Source organism: Type-E symbiont of Plautia stali, assembly GCF_059731115.1.
On sequence record NZ_AP035907.1, the window covers coordinates 393,027 to 411,565 of the forward strand.

Here is an 18,539-nt window from a genome sequence, read left to right on the forward strand (position 1 = left end):
ACCAGACGCGATCCGTCTGGGCCATCACGGAGTTGATGATGATAAAGCGCAAATCTGCACTTTCCGCTGTCGCCGTAGCCACTCTTGGGGCGCTTTTGGCTGCCTCTCCTGCACGTGCATGGGATAGTCTGACGGTGTTTGGCGATAGCCTAAGCGACAGCGGCAACATTGGTCGTTTTACGGCCGATGGCGCGCAGCATCCGCTATACGATGAAATCCTGGCTGCGCATCTGGGTGAAAATTTACAGCCTTCAGATTTGGGTGGCAGCAACTATGCGCAAGGTGGTGCTGTGGCAGTACCTAAACTGGATCCTGATTTGAACACCCAGGATCAGCTGGCGGCCTATCTGCAATCCACAGGTGGACGCGCTGATAGCAACGGCTTGTACATTCATTGGGTCGGTGCAAACGATATTGCCGCCGCCGTCACCAATCCGCTCACCGCACGTGAAACCATCAGCAACAGCGCAATTTCTACGGCTTCCCAGGTCAAAACGCTACTGGATGCGGGCGCGGGAGCGGTCATCGTGCCCAATGTTCCACAATTGGGTCTAACGCCCTACATGGTGCAGATCGTCTTGAGCACGTTAGGAACATCAGCCATGGTCGCGGCTTTTCAGTCGCTCGATAACGCTGAAACACCGGATGATGCCGCCCGTCAACAGGCGGTGAAAGAGGCCTTTACAGCCGCCGCCGGGCAAATTTCGGGTATCCCTGCGGTACGGGATGTGTTGGCACAACAACTGTACGATGCATGGCAAACACTTAGCACGCAGGTCACCGCACTTTCTGATGGCTACAACCAGCAGGAAGAAGCCCAGCTAGCAGCGCTGAAGGGCAATATCGTTCGGGTAGATATTGCAGGACTGTTTAGTGAGGTGGTGGCGAACCCCGTACGTTATGGTTTGACTAACACCATCGGCATTGCCTGTCCGGTGGGCACCTCTGCAGATGAATGTCGCTCCTCTGATGCCGGTTTTAGCAGCGCACAAGATTATCTGTTTGCCGATCGCCTGCATCCCAGCCCGGCAGTGCACGCTATGCTGGCAGATTATATTCAATCGATTCTTGATGCCCCTGCGCAGGTCGCGGCACTGTCGCAATCCACGCTGCTAATGTCGCGCGACATGCACAATACGCTGGATGGTCATTTGCAACAGCAGCGTCAACAACCGGCCAGCGCAGGCCAGTTCACGGTGTTTGGTGGCTACGCCGGGCAGCACGTTGATTATCAAGGTGATGCCTGGAGCAACGGTGATGCAAACACCACCAATCTGACGTTGGGGATCGGCTATCAGCTAACCGATAACTGGCAAACGGGTTTGTTGTTCTCAAACAGCAATCAGCGCATGGATCCTTCATCAAACTATGACTACAAGCTGCGCGGTAATCTGGTGGCGCTCTACAGTCAGCTCACCTTGTTCGATCAAGGCTGGATCAACGCCGATCTCCATTATGCCGATCTCGATTTCGACAGTATCGAGCGTAACATCAACATCGGCCCTGCCACCCGGACTGAACAAGGCAACAGCAGCGGTAAATTACTGGGCATGCGGGTACAAACCGGCTGGGATTTACCCTTGGGGAACCATATCACGACCGGCCCGGTAGTCAGCTATGCGTTGGATTATGGTCGCGTGGGTGGCTATCAGGAAAATGGCAACACCAGTACTTCAATGCGTTATTCGGACCAAACACTTCATTCGCAGATAGGTTCAGTCGGCTGGCGTATTGATAGCCGGGAGTGGGTGATCAATCCCTGGGCGCAGGTGAGTTATAACCATCAATTTGGTGACACGGATGCCACCGTACGCGCGGGTTTGAAATCCACCCAAACCTCGTTTGAACGCACGGTTGAAGCGGGTGATAAAAACTGGCTGGATGTGGCGGTCGGTGCCAATGTGCCGTTGGGCGATACGGTCAATGCCTTTGCTGGCGTGTCCACCGTCGCCAGTCACAGCGATTACCATCAGGTGACCTGGAACGTCGGGGTGAATGCCACATTCTAGGATGATGTGCCAGCAAGTCGTGGCTTGCTGGCACCGTTTTAGCTTCCCTTAAATTTCATAAATAAGTGAATAAATCAGTTACCGGCTTAAGGTATTCGATCGGAATCATGCGTAGATTGCTCATTTTTGCGGCCGCGATAAGCACTAATGTTCCTGCGATTATTCTGTAAAATCTCGCCCTTACCGCTGCGCTTTCTTTCTGCTATCATTATCTTGGTTAATTCCATTTATCTGTTGGATGTTTAACGTCTCTAATTTCACTGGCACACATCAACACATTAACTATCAGCTACTTATACTCCATGGGTGCAGTTATTTTCTCTTAATATTTAAGGGGTCCACCATGGTAAGTACGTCCAATAACACCTCGCCGCAAAATGCCGTCAACGCCGCAACGGGTACCGTTGTGCAGTTAAAAACCATTGATGAATTACGTGCTACTGAACCGACATCCGCCGGGGAAATCGCTTCGGTGCTGGAGTACACCAAAGGCAGCAAAATGGGCGGAGGGGTGTTTGTTTATGACTCCACCGACACCACCAGTGAAGACGATGGTGGGATTGTTTTTATCACTGCCGGCAAAAAGCGCTGGAAGCGTGTCATACAGGACTACAGCACTGTCACGGTGCTGGATTTTGGTGCGATTGCCGATGGCAAGACCGATTGTATTACGGCCGTAAGACGCATGTTTACCTGGTCGCAGCGCGTGCTGCCCGCAGCCGGCATCCGCTTTACGGCCGGGGTGTTTAGCATGTCAACTTTCGACATCTCAGATAAAGAGATCAACCGTTTTAAAGTCTCGGGTGCCAATGTCAATTTTGGCTACTTTCCGACAACCACGTTGGTTTTCAATTGGGAGACCCAGCCACGAGGGCTCCATTTTTTTAAAGTGAATGCGCGCTATGCAGAGATTTCGGGCATTGTGGTGAAAGGCATGAGCTCAAATAACGGCGGAGACGGCGGTACCGCATTTAATAAAGTCGGCTTTTACGCCAACATTATTACTGGCGGGCAGTTTCTGCGCGTGAGCAGTATGGAGTTTCGCTATCTGGGCGGACGAGCACTGGATCTGATCGATACGCTGGATTGTAAGATTGATCAGTTTTATTCAAGAGGCTGTCAGGACAGCATTGTGTATGCGCGCTGGTCCGATCGTGCAGCAGGTGCCTGGGACCACAGCACGGCCATTGAATTATCCAACTTCAATTTGCAAGAAAATACCCTAAGGCCGGTGTTGGATTTACCGCGCTGCACCCAATCCTTTATTCGTAATGGCTGGATTGAACATTCAGAATTCGCCGGGGATTTAACCAATGGCCAGTGGGTGATTGAGGGGCTCGCAATTGAATCAACGACTAATCCGTTAAAATTGGGCTATTGCCGCGCGTTGATCATTCAGAAGAGTATTCATAACCAAAGCGCCGGGTTTGATTACAGCACCGAAGGTATCGAACCCTGGTCACTGCTGGCGGAAGGTGATCGCGGGCTGATGGAAATATCGGATTGGGGTGCCATCATTCAGGGCTCGCTAAACTATGATTATATTACCTCGCAACACCATATGGATAACCGTAGCGATAAAGAGAAATGGTTCTACATTGGCGAATTTAATTTCTCCGATGAAGGGACGCAGATTCACGTGCGTGTGGTGGGGACATCGCAAATATTATCGCAAAGCGCCACGCAAACTCAGTATTCTGGACGAACGCCAGAAGGGGTGGCCAATATTTACCTTCAGGCGCGCAACAATGCCAATACCATTGGCAGCTGGTATGGCGAAGGTTCCTGCCCGGTGACGAAAGTGCATATTGAAGGCGGTGCCACCCGCACGAAGCTCTACGTTAAATTGGCGCAATTCACTGGATTTGCCACCGCGCTGGTGGAAACCAATGGTAAAGATCGCTACAAGGCGGGATTATGTTTTATCTTCCGCAAAAGCTATACCGCCTGCTCTGAAGCCGATGCGCAAAAGTTCGATGCAGCCCCTGTTGTGGCTTTCCAACAGCACTGGATTGGCAATGAAAAAGTGGGTATAGGCTACAATAACGACAAAGAGTTGCTGTTGAACGGGACGCTTATTCTGGGTAAGCCCGAAGAGTACGAGCCAGGCAAATGGCGTACCCGGCGTTATTTGAAAGTTCGGGTTAATGGTGATGAATGGAGCATTCCATTAAATAGTGCAACAGAGCCGTTTATCTGAAAAAAGCCAGCAACATCCGTTGCTGGCGAATTATCATTGAATAATTTGGTTGAAATATGCCGGGAAATCCGGCAGTGATTGGGCTTGAAAATCAACTCCCCCAACGGCTGCGTAAATAATTCACCGCCTGCTGAGTTTGCGGTTGATTAAGGTAGTTTTCGCGGAACAGAATAGTGCCGTTAATTTGTGGCAGAGAGTCATTAAGGTCGAGCTGTTTTTTCAGTTCCGGCACACCACCATCAATGGTCCAGTCTGGCTCCATTTTGGAGATTTCACCGACTTTATACAGCGCTACACCGATATAGAGCCGGGTGTGCGTGGGTTTGACTACATTGGCCCACCAGTTCGCGAGAACATCATAACGTGCAGCCTGGCGTGAAAATGGCCAGTAGATCTGTGGCGCGATGTAATCTAACAGGCCCATCTGCACCCATTTGCGTGTATCGGCGTAAGCTTCGTCGTAGGCCGCTGCACCGCGCGTGTCTGAGCCTGCGGGATCGTGGGATACGTTGCGCCACACACCAGCGGGGCTGACGCCGAATTCGACATGCGGTTTTAACTGCTTAATGGTGCGGGACACTTGTTCAATCAGCTGCTGAGTATTGTGACGTCGCCAGTCCGCTTTCGAGGCATATCCCTGACCATACTGGCGGAAGGTGGTGCTGTCATTCAGCGTTGAGCCGGGCGATTCCGCATAGAAATAGTCATCAAACTGCACGCCATCGATATCATAATTTGCAACCACCTCGGCCACGATGCTGGTAATCCAGTCGCGGGCATCAGGAATGCCTGGGTCCAGCACAAAGCGATCACCTGCGGTGCGGATCCAGTCACGATGGAGCACAAAAACGCTGGCTGGATGCAGGGAGAGTGTGTTGTTGAGTTCTGCCACCGTCGAGGGTTTCACGTTGGTAGAAACGCGATATGGGTTAAACCACGCATGCACTTTGATACCGCGTTTGTGTGCTTCATCCAGCATAAACTGCAGCGGATCGTAACCGGGATCTTCCCCAATCTTCCCGGTCATCATATCTGACCAGGGTAAGATTTTAGAACGCCACAGTGCCGTGCCGTCAGGTTTCACCTGGAAGAAGACGGTATTAATGCCGAGGCTTTTGAGTTTATCCAGCTTATCGGTCAACGCCTTTTGTTGCTGGCTGATGCGATTTGCCGGGCTGGCATTCACTGAGGCTATGGGTGGCCAGTCAAGGCGCGACACCGTGGTGAGCCACACACCACGCACCGGTTCTGCGCTGGCAACGGGCTGAACAGGATGCGGTTTCGGCGTTACTGTCGGGAACGGGGTGACCAGTGATTTAGGCGGCTCGGAACTGCAGCTGGCTAAAAGCAGTGCAGCCAATAGCGTGGCCATTTTATTCACGGTAGTTATACGGGGAAAACGCGCGGAACAGGCTATGATAAACTCCATTTTTTTCAATTTACTGTTCGAAGAGCCTCATTCTCTTCTCATCAGCCTTAAAGTCAATAAGAGCCCTCGGTAACGTTGTTATGCCATCCATGACGAACGCTGCCCACGGGAACTCACCAAAAACAGGAATACACTGCTATGACCTATGAAGACCTTTACCGCCGCATCGCGATGATTGTTTTCAGCTGTGGACCGCAAGGTGCACGCGAATTAATCGTAAAAGCTGAACTGTTTGCCGATGACGAGGGCGGTGAATACCAGTTCGATTATCTGGATGAAAACGGCGAGCCAGACTGGTTTGAACCGGATGCACAGGCAATTGGTGATTTAACTGAAGCATTGAAAGATTTCCAACACTACTTCGTTGAGCACGATATGACCGAAGGGAAGCCGGTGTGGAATAAATGCGTTGTGGTGATTAACGTGCCGGAAGAGTCGATCAGTATCGATGTGCAATATGAGTAAGGCTTCCGGGCCTCCCAGCCCGGAAATTTCTGGCATTATGAACGCACTGCCACTAACGCCTCGCGCTCGCGCAAAGCGCGTTTACGATGCACGATGCGGCTGGTGATCAACACCGCCAACGTGAGTAGACCGGTGGCTATGATCTCAGAGCGATGCGCCGGCATAAACAGCATTGAGACCAACACTCCCACGATGAACACCATGGTTGCCCAGGTTAAGCCTGGGAACAGCCACATGCGATAACTTAAGATCTCACCCCGTGCCTCGCGCTTTTTGCGCAACACCAGATGCGAGGCCGCTATCACCAGGTAAACCAGTAACGCAATCGCGCCGGAACTGGCTAGCAGGAACTCAAATACTGCTGCGGGTGCCAGATAATTGGCGATCACCGCGAGAAATGCAGCGGCAGTTGAGGCGATGACTGCAACCCAGGGCGTACCGCTGCGCGTGGTTTTTGATGCCGCGGCAGGGGCATCCTGACGTCGAGAAAGCGAATACAGCATGCGTGAAGCCGTATAGAGCGCAGAGTTAAGACAGCTGCACACCGCGATCAACACCACTACATCGACGATTTGCCGCGCGTAAGGAATATTCATCATCTCCATCGCCGTTTGATACGAACCGGCTTTCATCAGCGATGGGGTATTCCACGGCACCAGCGAGATAACAATGAAGATCGACAGCAAATAAAACAGCGCAATACGCCAGATCACGGAGTTGGTGGCCTGCGTTATCTGCTTTTTCGGTTCACGTGATTCCGCTGCCGCGATGGTGACGATTTCCGTTCCCATAAAGGAGAACATGGTGGTCAGAATGGCAGCCAGTACGGCACCGATGCCGTTTGGCATAAACCCGTGCGTGTCATAGAGATGGGAAATGCCTTGTGTGCTGCTACCGGGCATCAGGCCGAATATCGCCAGGCTGCCGACAATCAGGAAGGCGACAATGGCGACCACTTTCAGCAGCGCAAACCAGAATTCGAACTCACCGTAATTCTTGACGCTGAACAGGTTGCTGACCGTCAGAAACGTGGTGATCGCCAGTGTATATTCCCACACGGCAATCTGCGGGAACCAACTGTGCAATATCGTGCCTGCGGCATTGGCTTCAAGCGGAATGACCAGCACCCAAAACCACCAGTAGAGCCAGCCAATGGTAAATCCAGCCCAGCGTCCCAGTGATTTATCTGCATAGGTGGAGAAAGAGCCGGAGTCCGGTGAGGCAACGGCCATTTCCGCTAACATGCGCATAATCAGCACCACCAGCGCACCGGCTGCGATGTAGGCCAGTAACACGGCGGGGCCTGCTTCGGCGATAGCATGACCGGAACCGACAAACAGGCCGGCACCTATTACACCGGCAATGGATAACATGCGGACATGACGCGGCTTTAAGCCTTGCGCAAGCGCATCAGCATTCTGTGAACTCATTGTTTTCTCCAGATTGTCTCTCGGGCTGTGATTTGACACAGCCTGGCTGCAGCAGGTGGATGACCAGCCCGCATACGGGCTGGCTAAGCTGGGGGCCTACGAATCCTGGTGCGCGCTCAGCACATGGCTGAGAATCTCCAGCGCCTGGCTGAATTGCGCATCCGGAATAGTGAGCGGATAGAGGAAGCGAATCACGTTGCCCTGCGGACCACAGGTCAACAACAGTAAACCGCGCGCCATGGCGTGTTGCTGGATGGCCTGAGCGGTTTGCGCCTCGGCAAACTCCACCGCGACCATCGAACCTAATGCGCGGATATCGGTGATCGCAGAGCAGTGGCGACGTGCCTCATTGAGGAATTCGACCAGTTGCGCACCCAGTTTCACTGAGCGCTCACACAGTTGTTCTTCAGCAATAATATCCAGCACCGCATGCGCGGCGGCAATCGCTAGCGGGTTTCCGGCGTAAGTGCCACCCAACCCACCGGGGCCGGGCGCATCCATGATCTCTGCGCGACCACTCACCGCAGACAACGGCATGCCGCCCGCCAGACTTTTCGCCATAGTGATCAAGTCTGGTTTAACGGTGTAATGGTCCATGGCAAACAGCTTGCCAGTACGACCAAAGCCGGTTTGCACTTCGTCGGCAATCAGCAGAATGCCGTGTTGATCGGCCAGTTGGCGCAGGCGAACGAAGAACTCAGCAGGGGCGATGTGGAAACCGCCTTCGCCTTGTACTGGCTCCAGCACAATGGCTGCCACGTCTTGCGGCGCGATGTCCTGAGTGAAGATGTCTTGCAGGCTCGCCAAAGCATCATCAACGCTGATACCGGTCACGTTGTTGGGGTAACGAGCGTGCCACACGGAAGCAGGCATCGGGCCAAAGTCACGCTTATAGGGGGCCACTTTACCGGTCATCGCCATCGTCATAAACGTACGACCATGGAACGCGTTACCGAAGGTGATAATGCCGTGACGGCGTGTGGCGGCGCGCGCAACTTTAACGGCATTCTCAACCGCTTCAGCACCGGTTGAGAAAAAGGCGGTTTTGGCTTTACCGGCTATGGGCACCACGCTGTTGATGCGCTCTGCCAGGCCGACATAGCTCTCGTAAGGCGTCACCTGGAACGCGGTATGGGTGAATTTTTCTAACTGTTCCGCGATGGCTTTCACGATGCGCGGATGACGGTGGCCGGTGTTGAGCACTGCGATACCACCAGCGAAATCAATCCAGCTGTTGCCTTCAACGTCACGCAACGTCGCATTCTCTGCCTGATCGACATACCACTGGCAAAGATTACCGGTGCCACGTGGGAGTGCGTCATCTTTGCGTTGCTGCAGCTGGCTGTTTTTACCTTCCATAACCTTTCCTTAGCGATAAGCGTCTTTACAAATCACGACAAACACGCTTATTTATCCCTGCGCTAAGGTTAGTTGCCAGAGCCACTTTTACAGAAAAGGATGGAGCCAATTGCGGAGTTTGTACGCCGATCATGTATTAGAACGTTTGCAGTTTATGCCGGAAGGGACGTTGCAGCAGCGCCTGTTGGCGTGTATGCAGGCGGCGATTGTTGAGGGGATTTTTCCACGCGCCACGCGATTACCGGCCACGCGCGATATGGCACGGGAGTTATCGGTGTCACGTAATACCGTACTTAACGTTTATGAAAATTTGATGTCACAGGGCTATGTTACCGCGCGCACCGGCAGCGGAACCTGGATCGCCGAAACGCTGCCTGAAGGGTGTTTAAACAGCCCGCGCGGCGATGACCTGACGCTGCCGCTGAGCGTGAAAACGGCGGCGATTTCTAAACGCGGTGCATCGCTGTTGGGCCATGCCAACGCCTCGCCTTATCAATGGGGCGCGTTTGTGCCAGGCGCGCCGGATGTCACGCAGTTTCCGCACAAACTCTTTAGCCAGATTCAGGCGCGATTAAATCGCGAGCCCGATGTTGATCGACTAATTTACAGCAGCAATGGCGGCTGTCCGCTATTGCGACAGGCACTGGCGGACTATCTCAGCGTGGCCCGATCGGTGCGTGCGGATGCGGATCAAATCATCATCACCGAAGGCATCCATCAGGCGGTTGATCTGGTCACGCGCGTACTCTGCGATCCGGGTGATACCGCATGGATTGAAGAGCCTGGCTACTGGGGAACCCGTAATCTTTTACGCATCAATGGGTTGAAAATACAGGCCATGCCGGTCGACGATCAGGGCATTATTCCTGACTTACCGCCGCGCAGTCGGGCGCCAAAAGTGATATTTGTGACACCGTCACACCAATACCCATTGGGCGTTCATCTCAGCCTTGAAAGACGTAAGCAGTTGCTGGATTTAGCCAGCAAACATAAAACCTGGTTGATAGAGGATGACTACGACAGTGAGTTTCGCTTCGCGGGTCAGCCATTTCCCTCGCTGCAAGGTTTTGAGCCCGATGCGCCGGTGATTTACATGGGCACGTTCAGCAAAACGCTCTATCCGGCACTGCGACTGGGTTATCTGGTGGTGCCAAAAGCGCTGGCTCAACCTTTACGCGTGGCGGCGGCGGAACTCTATCGTGGCGGGCATCTGCTGGTGCAGCGGGCGCTGGCGGAATTTATCCAGAAAGGGCATTACATGGCGCATATCCGCCGTATGCGCAAACTCTACAGCCAGCGTCGTCGATTTTTAGCGGGTCTGATTGAGCGTTATCTTGGCGCTGATTTTATGCCGCGCGTCAATCATGAAGCGGGCTTGCATCTGGTGGTGAATTTACCGGCTGGATGTGATGATGTGGCGATTGCTGCACTGGCGCTGCGGCGCGGTGTGAAGGTTAGACCGCTGTCGCAATATTACATGCACCAGCAGGAGCGACGAGGATTGCTGCTGGGTTATGCCTGCGTGGATGAGCGTCAGTGTCAGGATGCGTTTGGTGTATTGAAGGCATGTCTGATGGAGAGCGGGATTTTAGCGCGTTCATAGACGTGTGCGCATGCAATCATAATGTTGGGCGGCCCGGGGGCCGCGTCATTCAGGACTGAGCGATACCGTTTAAACGTTGCACGACATCGGCACTCAACACCAGATCGCCACTGGCGAGATTCTGCTGGAGATGTTCTGGTGATGATGTGCCAGGAATCAACAGAATGTTTGGCGAACGCTGAAGTAACCAGGCCAGGGCAACCTGCAATGTAGTGGCATTCAACTCTTCGGCCACGGCGGTAAGCTGCTCGGATTGCAGCGGTGAGAAACCACCCAATGGGAAGAACGGCACATAAGGAATGCCCTGCGCAGCCAGTTGATCGACCAACGCTTCATCCTGGCGATTTGCCAGATTGTAGAGATTCTGCACACAGGCGATGGGCGTCATTTCCTGCGCATCTTCCACTTGTTTGGCCGTTACGTTGCTCAGACCAATATGCTTAACCAGTCCGCGCTCTTTAAGCTTGATCATCGCTTCGACCTGCGGTTCCAGTGAGCCTTCTGCAGGTGCGTGCACGTCGAGCATCGAACGCAGATTCACGACTTCCATCACCTCCAGACCAAGATGGCGCAGATTGTCTTCTACCGCCTGAGTCAACTCATCGGGGGAGAAAGCGGGCAACCAGCCTCCTTTCGCATCACGACGAGCACCGACTTTGGTGACGATCACCAGATCGTCGGAATAGGGATACAGAGCTTTCTTTATCAGTTGGTTAGTAATGTGCGGGCCATAAAAGTCGCTGGTATCGATATGATTGACGCCAGCAGCCACCGCATCACGTAGTACCTGTAATGCCCGATTCTCATCGGCTGGCGGCCCAAACACGCCTTTGCCGGCCAGCTGCATGGCGCCATAACCGAGGCGTTTAACCTGACGATCACCCAAAGTATAGGTATTTGCGTTGTGAGACATGGAAACCTCCTTCGTCGATGTGTGTACAGATTGTAATCGACGCATGGCTGTGCAACTATCCGGTTAAATCAGGACACAGTGTGCGGAATGGCGAACAATGGCATTGGATATTGCACTGCTACATTCGGTGGTGGCCGTGGCAAAAGCGGGCGGATTTCGTGAAGCCGCCCGCATGACGGGAAGCAATCCTTCTCGTTTAAGTGACGCCGTAAGACGAGCGGAAGAACAACTAGGCGTTCGGTTATTTAACCGCACCACACGCACCGTGGTGCTCACCGAAGCGGGCAGAGCGTTAATGTCGCGCTTGATGCCAGCGATGAACGAAGTTGATGCTGCTCTGGATGCACTGAATAATTTTCGTAATACGCCGGGAGGGACACTGCGTTTGAATGTCCCCGTTAGCGCTGCCCGGTTGGTGCTGCCCTCCATCGTGCCCGGCTTCCTTGAGCGCTATCCCGACATTCAGTTGGAGGTCGTGGCGGAGAGCAACGTGCAGGATATTTTCCGCGATGGCTGTGATGCCGGCATTCGTTACGATGACCACCTTGAACAGGATATGGTGGCATTGCCAATTGGTCCGCGCAGCCAACGTTTTGCTGCCGCCGCTGCGCCTGGCTATCTGGCGAAGCATGGCATGCCGCAACACCCCCGCGATTTAATGCAGCACCGCTGCTTGTATGGTCGCTACGCGACGGGTGTCATTGCCGATTGGGAGTTCGAAAATGGGGATGAGGTCGTGCGCTTACAGCCAAAAGGTCCATTGATTTGCAGTATTGGTGCGGCAATGGATCTCACGGTTTCTGCTGCTGTTGCAGGCGTGGGAGTGGTTTATTTGTTCGAAGACTGGATCAAACCCGCCTTGAATGACGGTAGTTTGCAGCCGATTTTACCTGAGTGGTGGCAGAGATTTTCCGGTCTGTGGCTCTACTATAACGATCGCCGGCTGATCCCGGCACCGTTACAAGCCTTCCTCGACTATGTGCGCGAACTCAATGCGCAGCAGCAGGCGGGTTAACCAGCAGTCCGGACATCAATACGCGAAACGCATCAACCGCGCGCGGAAGCGCAGCTACCGGTTCGCTGGAGGCGGCAATCCACAGCGCGGCATTTAATGCGGCGCCATTGACTAAATGTGCGGCCGCTTCAGTATCCATCGGCTTCACCGTGCCCTCTGCAATCAGTACAGAGAGCCTGTCTGCAGTGGTGCGCAGACAGGCAGTCTGATTGGGCCACTGTGAAGGATCGCCGAGCACAGCGGGACCATCAAGCAGCATGATGCGTTGCACCTCTGGCTCCAGTGACATCTCAATGTAGGTTATCGCTTCAGCCAGAAAGGCATGCCACTTTGATTCAAACTGCTGCCCAGCGGCATGCATCTGCACCAAAATCTCTGCGTCGATCTGGTCGATAACGGCTTGCAATAGGCCCTTTTTATCGCCGAAATTGTGATAAAGCGCTCCCCGCGTCAGCCCTGCTTCAGCGGTCAGATCATCCATTGATGCGGCGTTATATCCTTTCTCTGCGAAGGCCCTTCGAGCAGCCTCAATCAATTTTGCCCGCGTTTCTTCTACCTGTTCTGTTCGCCGTTTGGCTGCCATAGCAACTCCAAAAATTTGCATTGACATACGATGCGTATGTTATCCATATTAATACATACGCGGCGTATGTTAAATCGATAACCGGCTTAGCTACCCGGTTTCACCCTTTTTTCCATCAGGAGTGCGATTATGAACAATCGCAATGCCATTTTTCCAGCGGGACGTCAGGCGCTGTATGAAATTAACCAATATTCTGCCGCAATACGTTCCGGTGACCTGTTATTTGTTTCGGGGCAGGTAGGAAGTCGGGAGGACGGTTCTGCGGAACCTGATTTTGCAGGTCAGGTTAATCTGGCGTTTGGAAACCTGCAGGCTGTGCTGAAAGCAGCGGGATGTACGCTGGGTGATGTGGTGGATGTCACCAGTTTTCATACCGATCCTGAAAACCAATTTGCCATCGTGAATGAGATACGTTTACGGCATTTTGGTGAAGCGCCGTACCCAAACTGGACGGCAGTGGGGGTAAACTGGTTGGCGGGGTTTGATTTTGAAATCAAGGTGATCGCGCGAATTCCTCAATAGTTCAGCGTGCCGCACAGGGAGGTGTGTCTGTTGAATCAGCGCACCCGGCGAACAATCTGCAATACTGCCAGGGCAATGAGTGCAGAAATGGCTGCCTTAATCAGCAGAAGGGTGAAATCGTATTTATCCATCGCTGTTTCACCATCACCGGATACGCGGACTACATGGCTAATGAGTCCACCGGGAATCAACACGATGCCTGCAATAAGGATGATAAAGAAAATAAGTATTTTCATTTGAATACGTCAAAAGAACCAATCCCATAGCATTCGAGCGGCAACGTTTTACCATCTCGCGACAGCTTCTTGTAATCCATGGTGCAAACCTGCATCAGCAACACTCCTGTCATCAATGTCCGGTGAATGGCAGCGCAGAATGAAGGCGTTTATACCAGTCAGGATTAGAGGGAGTTTACACAAAGGTATATGGCTATTAAGTGACAAGAAGGGAATTATTCGACCGATCAATCGGTTATCAGAATCATCCTGGAAATAGGGTGCGGGATATTTATAATTAAAGATGGCAGGCAATAAAAAAGCCGATGACTGTTGCCAGTTATCGGCTTTTCGTTTGAAGCGAAATTACGCGTTCAGCATCTGATTCGCGGTTTTCTCCACCAGCGCCAGCAGGACTTTGATGTCTTCCAGCGTCACGGTTGGGTTCAGCAGCGTCAGTTTCAGGCAGGTAACGCCCTGGTTTTCAGTCACGCCAACGTTAGCGCGGCCTGAATCCAGCAGAGCATCGCCGATGCGCTGGTTGAACAGAGCAATCTGCGCGGTATCGGTCAGTTGCTCTGGACGGTAGCGGAACAGTACGCTTGCCAGCTGTGGCTGCATCACCAGCTCAAGGCGTGGTTCTGACGCAACAAACTTCGCCACTTCCTGTGCCAGCGTCACACCATGGTCGATGATCGCGGCATACTGTTTCTGGCCCAACGCTTCCAGACCCATCCACAGTTTCAATGCATCGAAACGACGCGTGGTCTGCAGAGATTTTGAAACCAGGTTAGGAACACCCGCTTCTTCATCGAACTCAGAGTTCAGGTAAGCCGCCTGATAACGCATCAGCTCGTAGTGACGCTCGTCTTTCAACAGGAATGCGCCACAGCTGATGGTCTGGAAATACTGTTTGTGGAAGTCGAGAGTCACCGAATCCACTAACTCCAGGCCGTCCAGATAGTCACGATACTTTTCAGACAGCAGCAGTGCACCGCCCCAGGCTGCATCGACATGCATCCAAATGTTGTGCTCAGCCGCGATGCCCGCGATTTCGCGAAGTGGATCAATCGCACCCGCATCGGTAGTACCAGCCGTCGCGACAATCGCTAGAATCTGCTCGCCATTGGCTTCGGCCTGTGCCAGTTTGGCTTTCAGGTCGTTAACGTCCATGCGTGCGAACTGATCAGACTTCACCTGCACCACAGAATTGTAGCCGTGGCCAAGCAGCGCCATGTTTTTCTGTACCGAGAAGTGCGCGTTCTCAGAACACAACACTTTGATCTTACGCAGATCGCCAGTGATGCCGTCCAACTGCACTGAATGACCTTGACGCTGATAGAACGCATCACGCGCCAGCATCAGACCCATCAGGTTGCTTTGGGTGCCACCACTGGTGAACACGCCAGCATCGCCTGCTGGATAACCCACCTGTGCACGCAACCATTCGATCAGTTTGACCTCAATGATGGTGGCAGATGGGCTCTGATCCCATGAGTCCATACTCTGGTTGGTGGCGTTAATCAACACTTCGGCAGCCTGGCTAACCACCAGGCTAGGGCAGTGCAGGTGCGCCACACATTGTGGGTGGTGCACTGACAGGCTGTCTTTCAGGAAATACTCAATCGCGCGTTCAATCGCGGCCTGGTTACCCAGGCCGTTTGGATTGAAGTCGAGCGTGATACGCTCGCGCAGTTCGGCAACGCTTTTGCCTTGATACATCTCAGGCTGTTGCAGCCACTGCACAACCGCGGCGCTGCTTTGGGCAATCGCCTGCTGGTACGCCTCAATGCTTTGTGCAGAGGCGGCCAGAATCGGGTTTACTTCAGACATTTACTCTTCCAATCAAACAGGTTTGACACCAGCGCCAATCAGCGCCTGCTCAAATTTATCCAGGAAAATCGCCAGCTCTTCGTTGGTGATCAGCAGTGACGGCAACAGACGCAGCACTGCACCGTGACGACCGCCACGCTCCAGAATCAGACCTGCTTCGAAGCACTTCTTCTGCAGCAGTGCCGAAAGTTCACCATCAGCCGGCAGGCTACCCATATGGTCAGCCGCTTCGTTTGGTTTAACGATCTCGATACCGATCATCATGCCCAGACCGCGGATGTGACCGATAACCGGGAAGCGTTTCTGCATCTCAGCCAGCTGTGCTTTCAGCCATTCACCTTGTTCAGCCACTTTACCGGCGATGTTCTGCTCGGTCAGGACTTTCAGGGTGGCCAGACCGGTTGCCATCGCCAGCTGGTTGCCGCGGAAGGTACCAGTGTGGTGACCTGGAGACCAGGCGTCGAACTGCTTTTTGATACCCAGAACAGCCAGTGGCAGACCACCGCCTACGGCTTTAGACATCACGATAATGTCTGGCTCAATGCCTGCGTGTTCGAAGGCAAAGAATTTGCCGGTACGGGCAAAGCCTGCCTGAACTTCATCAAGAATCAGCAGAATACCGTGTTCCTGAGTGACTTTACGGATGCGCTGCAGCCACTCGACCGGAGCAGGGTTCACACCGCCTTCACCCTGAACGGCTTCAAGGATAACGGCTGCAGGCTTGCGTACGCCGCTTTCCACGTCGTTTATCAGGTTTTCGAAGTAGTAAGTCAGGGCTTTCACACCCGCTTCACCGCCGAGACCCAGTGGGCAACGGTACAGATGCGGGTAAGGCATGAACTGCACTTCTGGCATCATGCCGTTAACGGCTTCTTTCGGTGACAGGTTGCCAGTCACAGCCAGCGCACCATGAGTCATACCATGGTAACCACCAGAGAAGCTGATCACGCCGCTACGGCCAGTGACTTTCTTCGCCAGCTTCAGTGCTGCTTCAACCGCATCCGCACCGGAAGGACCGGTGAACTGCAGGCAATATTCTTTACCCTGGCCAGGCAGCAGCGAGAGCAGAGATTCTGAGAATTGATCTTTAAGAGGTGTCGTCAGATCAAGAGTATGTAACGGCAAGCCGCTGGTAATGACATTTTGGATGCTCTGCAGAACATCAGGATGGTTATGACCAAGTGCCAGCGTCCCTGCGCCAGCCAGGCAGTCAAGATATTGTTTATTCTCGACATCTGTGATCCACACGCCGTTGGCTTTGGCAATCGCTAAAGGCAACTTGCGCGGGTAGCTCCTGACGTTTGATTCAAACTCAGCCTGACGGGCTAAGAAAGCGTCGTTGTTTCCATTGAATGCGTTGGCACCAAAATTATCAATACGGACTTTATCCGTCATCATATCTCTCCTTCAACCGGGGCTCGTGATGGCTGGCCGATTGACTAGTTGAACAAAAAAGTATCAGTGGTTTAAAAAACGCGGCCAATATAGAGCCTTTTGACGTACATCACAATGATTTATTTTGTTTAGATTTGTTTATTCTTTTCATATAGGAATCAGGGCGTTGCCCACTAATTGGCCGGCTATTTTAGCGCCAGCAGATGAAGTGGTTATTAAATAATCGTGTTAATAAAAAGACTTATGCCCGCCAGAGCAATCCAGGGACCAAAAGCAAGGGGTTGATTAAGGGCACGTTTGCAGACCAGTTTGGCGATAAACAGCGCACAAATTGCCCCGCTACAAGCCAGTAATAGTACATAGGGTAAGAGTGCCCAACCCAACCACGCGCCTAATGCTGCCACTAACTTTGCGTCTCCTAAACCCAATGCCAGTCTCCCGCTAAAATATTGATATATATAGCGGATTAGCCAAAGCGCGCTGTAACCCATCACCGCACCAAAGACGGCATCATGGAGTGAGCCTGGTAGCCATTCTCCTGCCTTTAATAATAGTCCAAGCCATAGCAAAGGCAGGGTGATTACATCTGGCAACAAATAATGCTCGTAATCGATGATCGCGACGGTCAGCAGTAGCCAAAACAGCACGAGTAAGGCGAGCAATGATTTATCAACCGGGAGGAGCGCGACAAATACCAGGCTGATTGTTGCACAGGCAGTTTCTGTTAACGGATAGCGCAGGCTGATAGCACAACGGCAAAAATGACACCGACCGCGTAGTAACACCCAACTCACTAACGGCATATTGTCTCGCCAGCGCAAACATTTTTTGCAAACAGTGCAGTGTGAAGCCGGTTGCCTTAAATTCACGCTATTGCCGGGCTGTAAAAGCTGCAGAGGCACGCGATAAATAACGACATTAATAAAGCTACCGATGCTCAAGGCTATCACCGTTGCCAGCAACCACAGTATCCACTCCATGTTGACCTCTTGTTCCTTTCCGGTTTTATCGAAAAGAAACCTACGCCTGAAGCGCGAAGGAGGCGAGTATAAAAGGGTAATTACGGTGTTTTACATCGCGTTTCACGATCGGTGTTCAGGCGATGAGGAGCAAATGCCGATCGCGACTGAACCGTTACCGCTTCCCCGTTGGGAGGAGGTGTGCCAAAAACTTTTCAGCAGATAAACAGGTGGTGCAGAGCAGTGGAAATGGGACGGCGTCCGTGGCGAGGAGGGATGCGTTTAGCGCAAGGCGCACAGCTTACCGTGCTAACAGCAACCCATGCATCATGACTGCTGTTTGAACATCTGGATAGCTTCCTGCACGTTGCTGGTCGCCAGGGACATCACACGGTCATTATTGAGGAACACGTCATAGTGACCCGCATTGTAGCGGAAGACATAGAGGTCTCCGCGGAAACGTAACCCTTTGGTTTTCACCCCAATATGATGGCGACGCAGGGCGGCCTGCGCCAGTCTGTCAGCTCCGGTGTTCATCTTCATCCCCTCCAATCGTTTCAACGCCAATATCCCGACATAGAGTATGGTTTGAAGCTTAGCTTAACCTTA

General features: G+C 52.8%; 16 protein-coding genes. 6 read left to right on the forward strand and 10 right to left on the reverse strand.

Annotated elements, in window-relative coordinates; translation table 11 throughout:
• Positions 1–38 precede the first annotated feature (38 nt).
• On the forward strand, positions 39–2,009 hold the full coding sequence (locus tag AC6I8L_RS21765) for an autotransporter outer membrane beta-barrel domain-containing protein (RefSeq protein WP_058961048.1): 1,971 nt from the start codon (positions 39–41) through the stop codon (positions 2,007–2,009).
• A gap of 343 nt (positions 2,010–2,352) precedes the next feature.
• Positions 2,353–4,209 (forward strand): putative phage tail protein, encoded by a 1,857-nt coding sequence (locus AC6I8L_RS21770; RefSeq protein ID WP_058961047.1) that lies wholly within the window; start codon positions 2,353–2,355, stop codon positions 4,207–4,209.
• Between the two features lie 91 nt (positions 4,210–4,300).
• Here AC6I8L_RS21770 and AC6I8L_RS21775 read toward each other — a convergent pair whose 3' ends face one another.
• Complete coding sequence (locus AC6I8L_RS21775) at positions 4,301–5,638, reverse strand: glycoside hydrolase family 10-like protein (protein WP_058961046.1); 1,338 nt, start codon at positions 5,636–5,638, stop codon at positions 4,301–4,303.
• 138 nt (positions 5,639–5,776) lie between these two features.
• Here AC6I8L_RS21775 and AC6I8L_RS21780 point away from each other — a divergent pair, with 138 nt between their 5' ends.
• On the forward strand, positions 5,777–6,103 hold the full coding sequence (locus AC6I8L_RS21780) for a hypothetical protein (RefSeq protein WP_045815361.1): 327 nt from the start codon (positions 5,777–5,779) through the stop codon (positions 6,101–6,103).
• A 35-nt stretch (positions 6,104–6,138) separates the two neighbouring features.
• Here AC6I8L_RS21780 and gabP read toward each other — a convergent pair whose 3' ends face one another.
• Positions 6,139–7,533, reverse strand: a complete 1,395-nt coding sequence (gene gabP / locus AC6I8L_RS21785; protein ID WP_058961045.1) for a GABA permease — start codon at positions 7,531–7,533, stop codon at positions 6,139–6,141.
• 96 nt (positions 7,534–7,629) lie between these two features.
• Positions 7,630–8,892, reverse strand: a complete 1,263-nt coding sequence (gene gabT / locus AC6I8L_RS21790; RefSeq protein ID WP_058961044.1) for a 4-aminobutyrate--2-oxoglutarate transaminase — start codon at positions 8,890–8,892, stop codon at positions 7,630–7,632.
• 109 nt (positions 8,893–9,001) lie between these two features.
• On the opposite strand from gabT, the gene pdxR reads away from it, so the two are divergent.
• The gene (gene pdxR / locus AC6I8L_RS21795; protein ID WP_058961043.1) at positions 9,002–10,495 is read left to right on the forward strand and encodes a MocR-like pyridoxine biosynthesis transcription factor PdxR; all 1,494 of its coding nucleotides are present in this window, start codon (positions 9,002–9,004) and stop codon (positions 10,493–10,495) included.
• A 49-nt stretch (positions 10,496–10,544) separates the two neighbouring features.
• On the opposite strand, the gene AC6I8L_RS21800 is transcribed toward pdxR, so the two are convergent.
• Positions 10,545–11,408 carry an aldo/keto reductase family oxidoreductase gene (locus tag AC6I8L_RS21800; protein ID WP_058961042.1) on the reverse strand — a complete coding sequence of 288 codons (864 nt, stop codon included), beginning with the start codon at positions 11,406–11,408 and terminating at the stop codon, positions 10,545–10,547.
• 97 nt (positions 11,409–11,505) lie between these two features.
• Between AC6I8L_RS21800 and AC6I8L_RS21805 the strand changes: the two genes are divergently transcribed.
• Complete coding sequence (locus AC6I8L_RS21805; protein ID WP_058961041.1) at positions 11,506–12,423, forward strand: LysR substrate-binding domain-containing protein; 918 nt, start codon at positions 11,506–11,508, stop codon at positions 12,421–12,423.
• Here the strand turns inward: AC6I8L_RS21805 and AC6I8L_RS21810 are convergent.
• On the reverse strand, positions 12,398–13,006 hold the full coding sequence (locus tag AC6I8L_RS21810; protein WP_034829835.1) for a TetR/AcrR family transcriptional regulator: 609 nt from the start codon (positions 13,004–13,006) through the stop codon (positions 12,398–12,400). The genes AC6I8L_RS21805 and AC6I8L_RS21810 overlap by 26 nt on opposite strands.
• A 129-nt stretch (positions 13,007–13,135) precedes the next feature.
• Here AC6I8L_RS21810 and AC6I8L_RS21815 point away from each other — a divergent pair, with 129 nt between their 5' ends.
• Positions 13,136–13,528, forward strand: a complete 393-nt coding sequence (locus tag AC6I8L_RS21815; RefSeq protein WP_058961040.1) for a RidA family protein — start codon at positions 13,136–13,138, stop codon at positions 13,526–13,528.
• Between the two features lie 35 nt (positions 13,529–13,563).
• On the opposite strand, the gene AC6I8L_RS21820 is transcribed toward AC6I8L_RS21815, so the two are convergent.
• The 5 genes from AC6I8L_RS21820 to AC6I8L_RS21840 all read right to left on the reverse strand — a co-directional run bounded on the left by AC6I8L_RS21820 (position 13,564) and on the right by AC6I8L_RS21840 (position 18,467).
• A complete protein-coding gene (locus tag AC6I8L_RS21820) occupies positions 13,564–13,764 on the reverse strand; it encodes a hypothetical protein (protein WP_479400088.1) in 201 nt (66 codons plus the stop codon).
• Positions 13,765–14,109: 345 nt separating this feature from the next.
• On the reverse strand, positions 14,110–15,576 hold the full coding sequence (locus AC6I8L_RS21825) for a pyridoxal phosphate-dependent decarboxylase family protein (protein WP_058961038.1): 1,467 nt from the start codon (positions 15,574–15,576) through the stop codon (positions 14,110–14,112).
• A gap of 12 nt (positions 15,577–15,588) precedes the next feature.
• Positions 15,589–16,971, reverse strand: coding sequence for a diaminobutyrate--2-oxoglutarate transaminase (locus AC6I8L_RS21830; RefSeq protein WP_034829839.1), 1,383 nt, complete (start codon positions 16,969–16,971; stop codon positions 15,589–15,591).
• Positions 16,972–17,186: 215 nt separating this feature from the next.
• Positions 17,187–17,951: a prepilin peptidase gene (locus tag AC6I8L_RS21835; protein ID WP_058961037.1), complete on the reverse strand. Its 765-nt coding sequence runs from the start codon at positions 17,949–17,951 to the stop codon at positions 17,187–17,189.
• A 306-nt stretch (positions 17,952–18,257) separates the two neighbouring features.
• Positions 18,258–18,467 carry a hypothetical protein gene (locus tag AC6I8L_RS21840; RefSeq protein WP_034829841.1) on the reverse strand — a complete coding sequence of 70 codons (210 nt, stop codon included), beginning with the start codon at positions 18,465–18,467 and terminating at the stop codon, positions 18,258–18,260.
• Positions 18,468–18,539 lie beyond the last annotated feature (72 nt).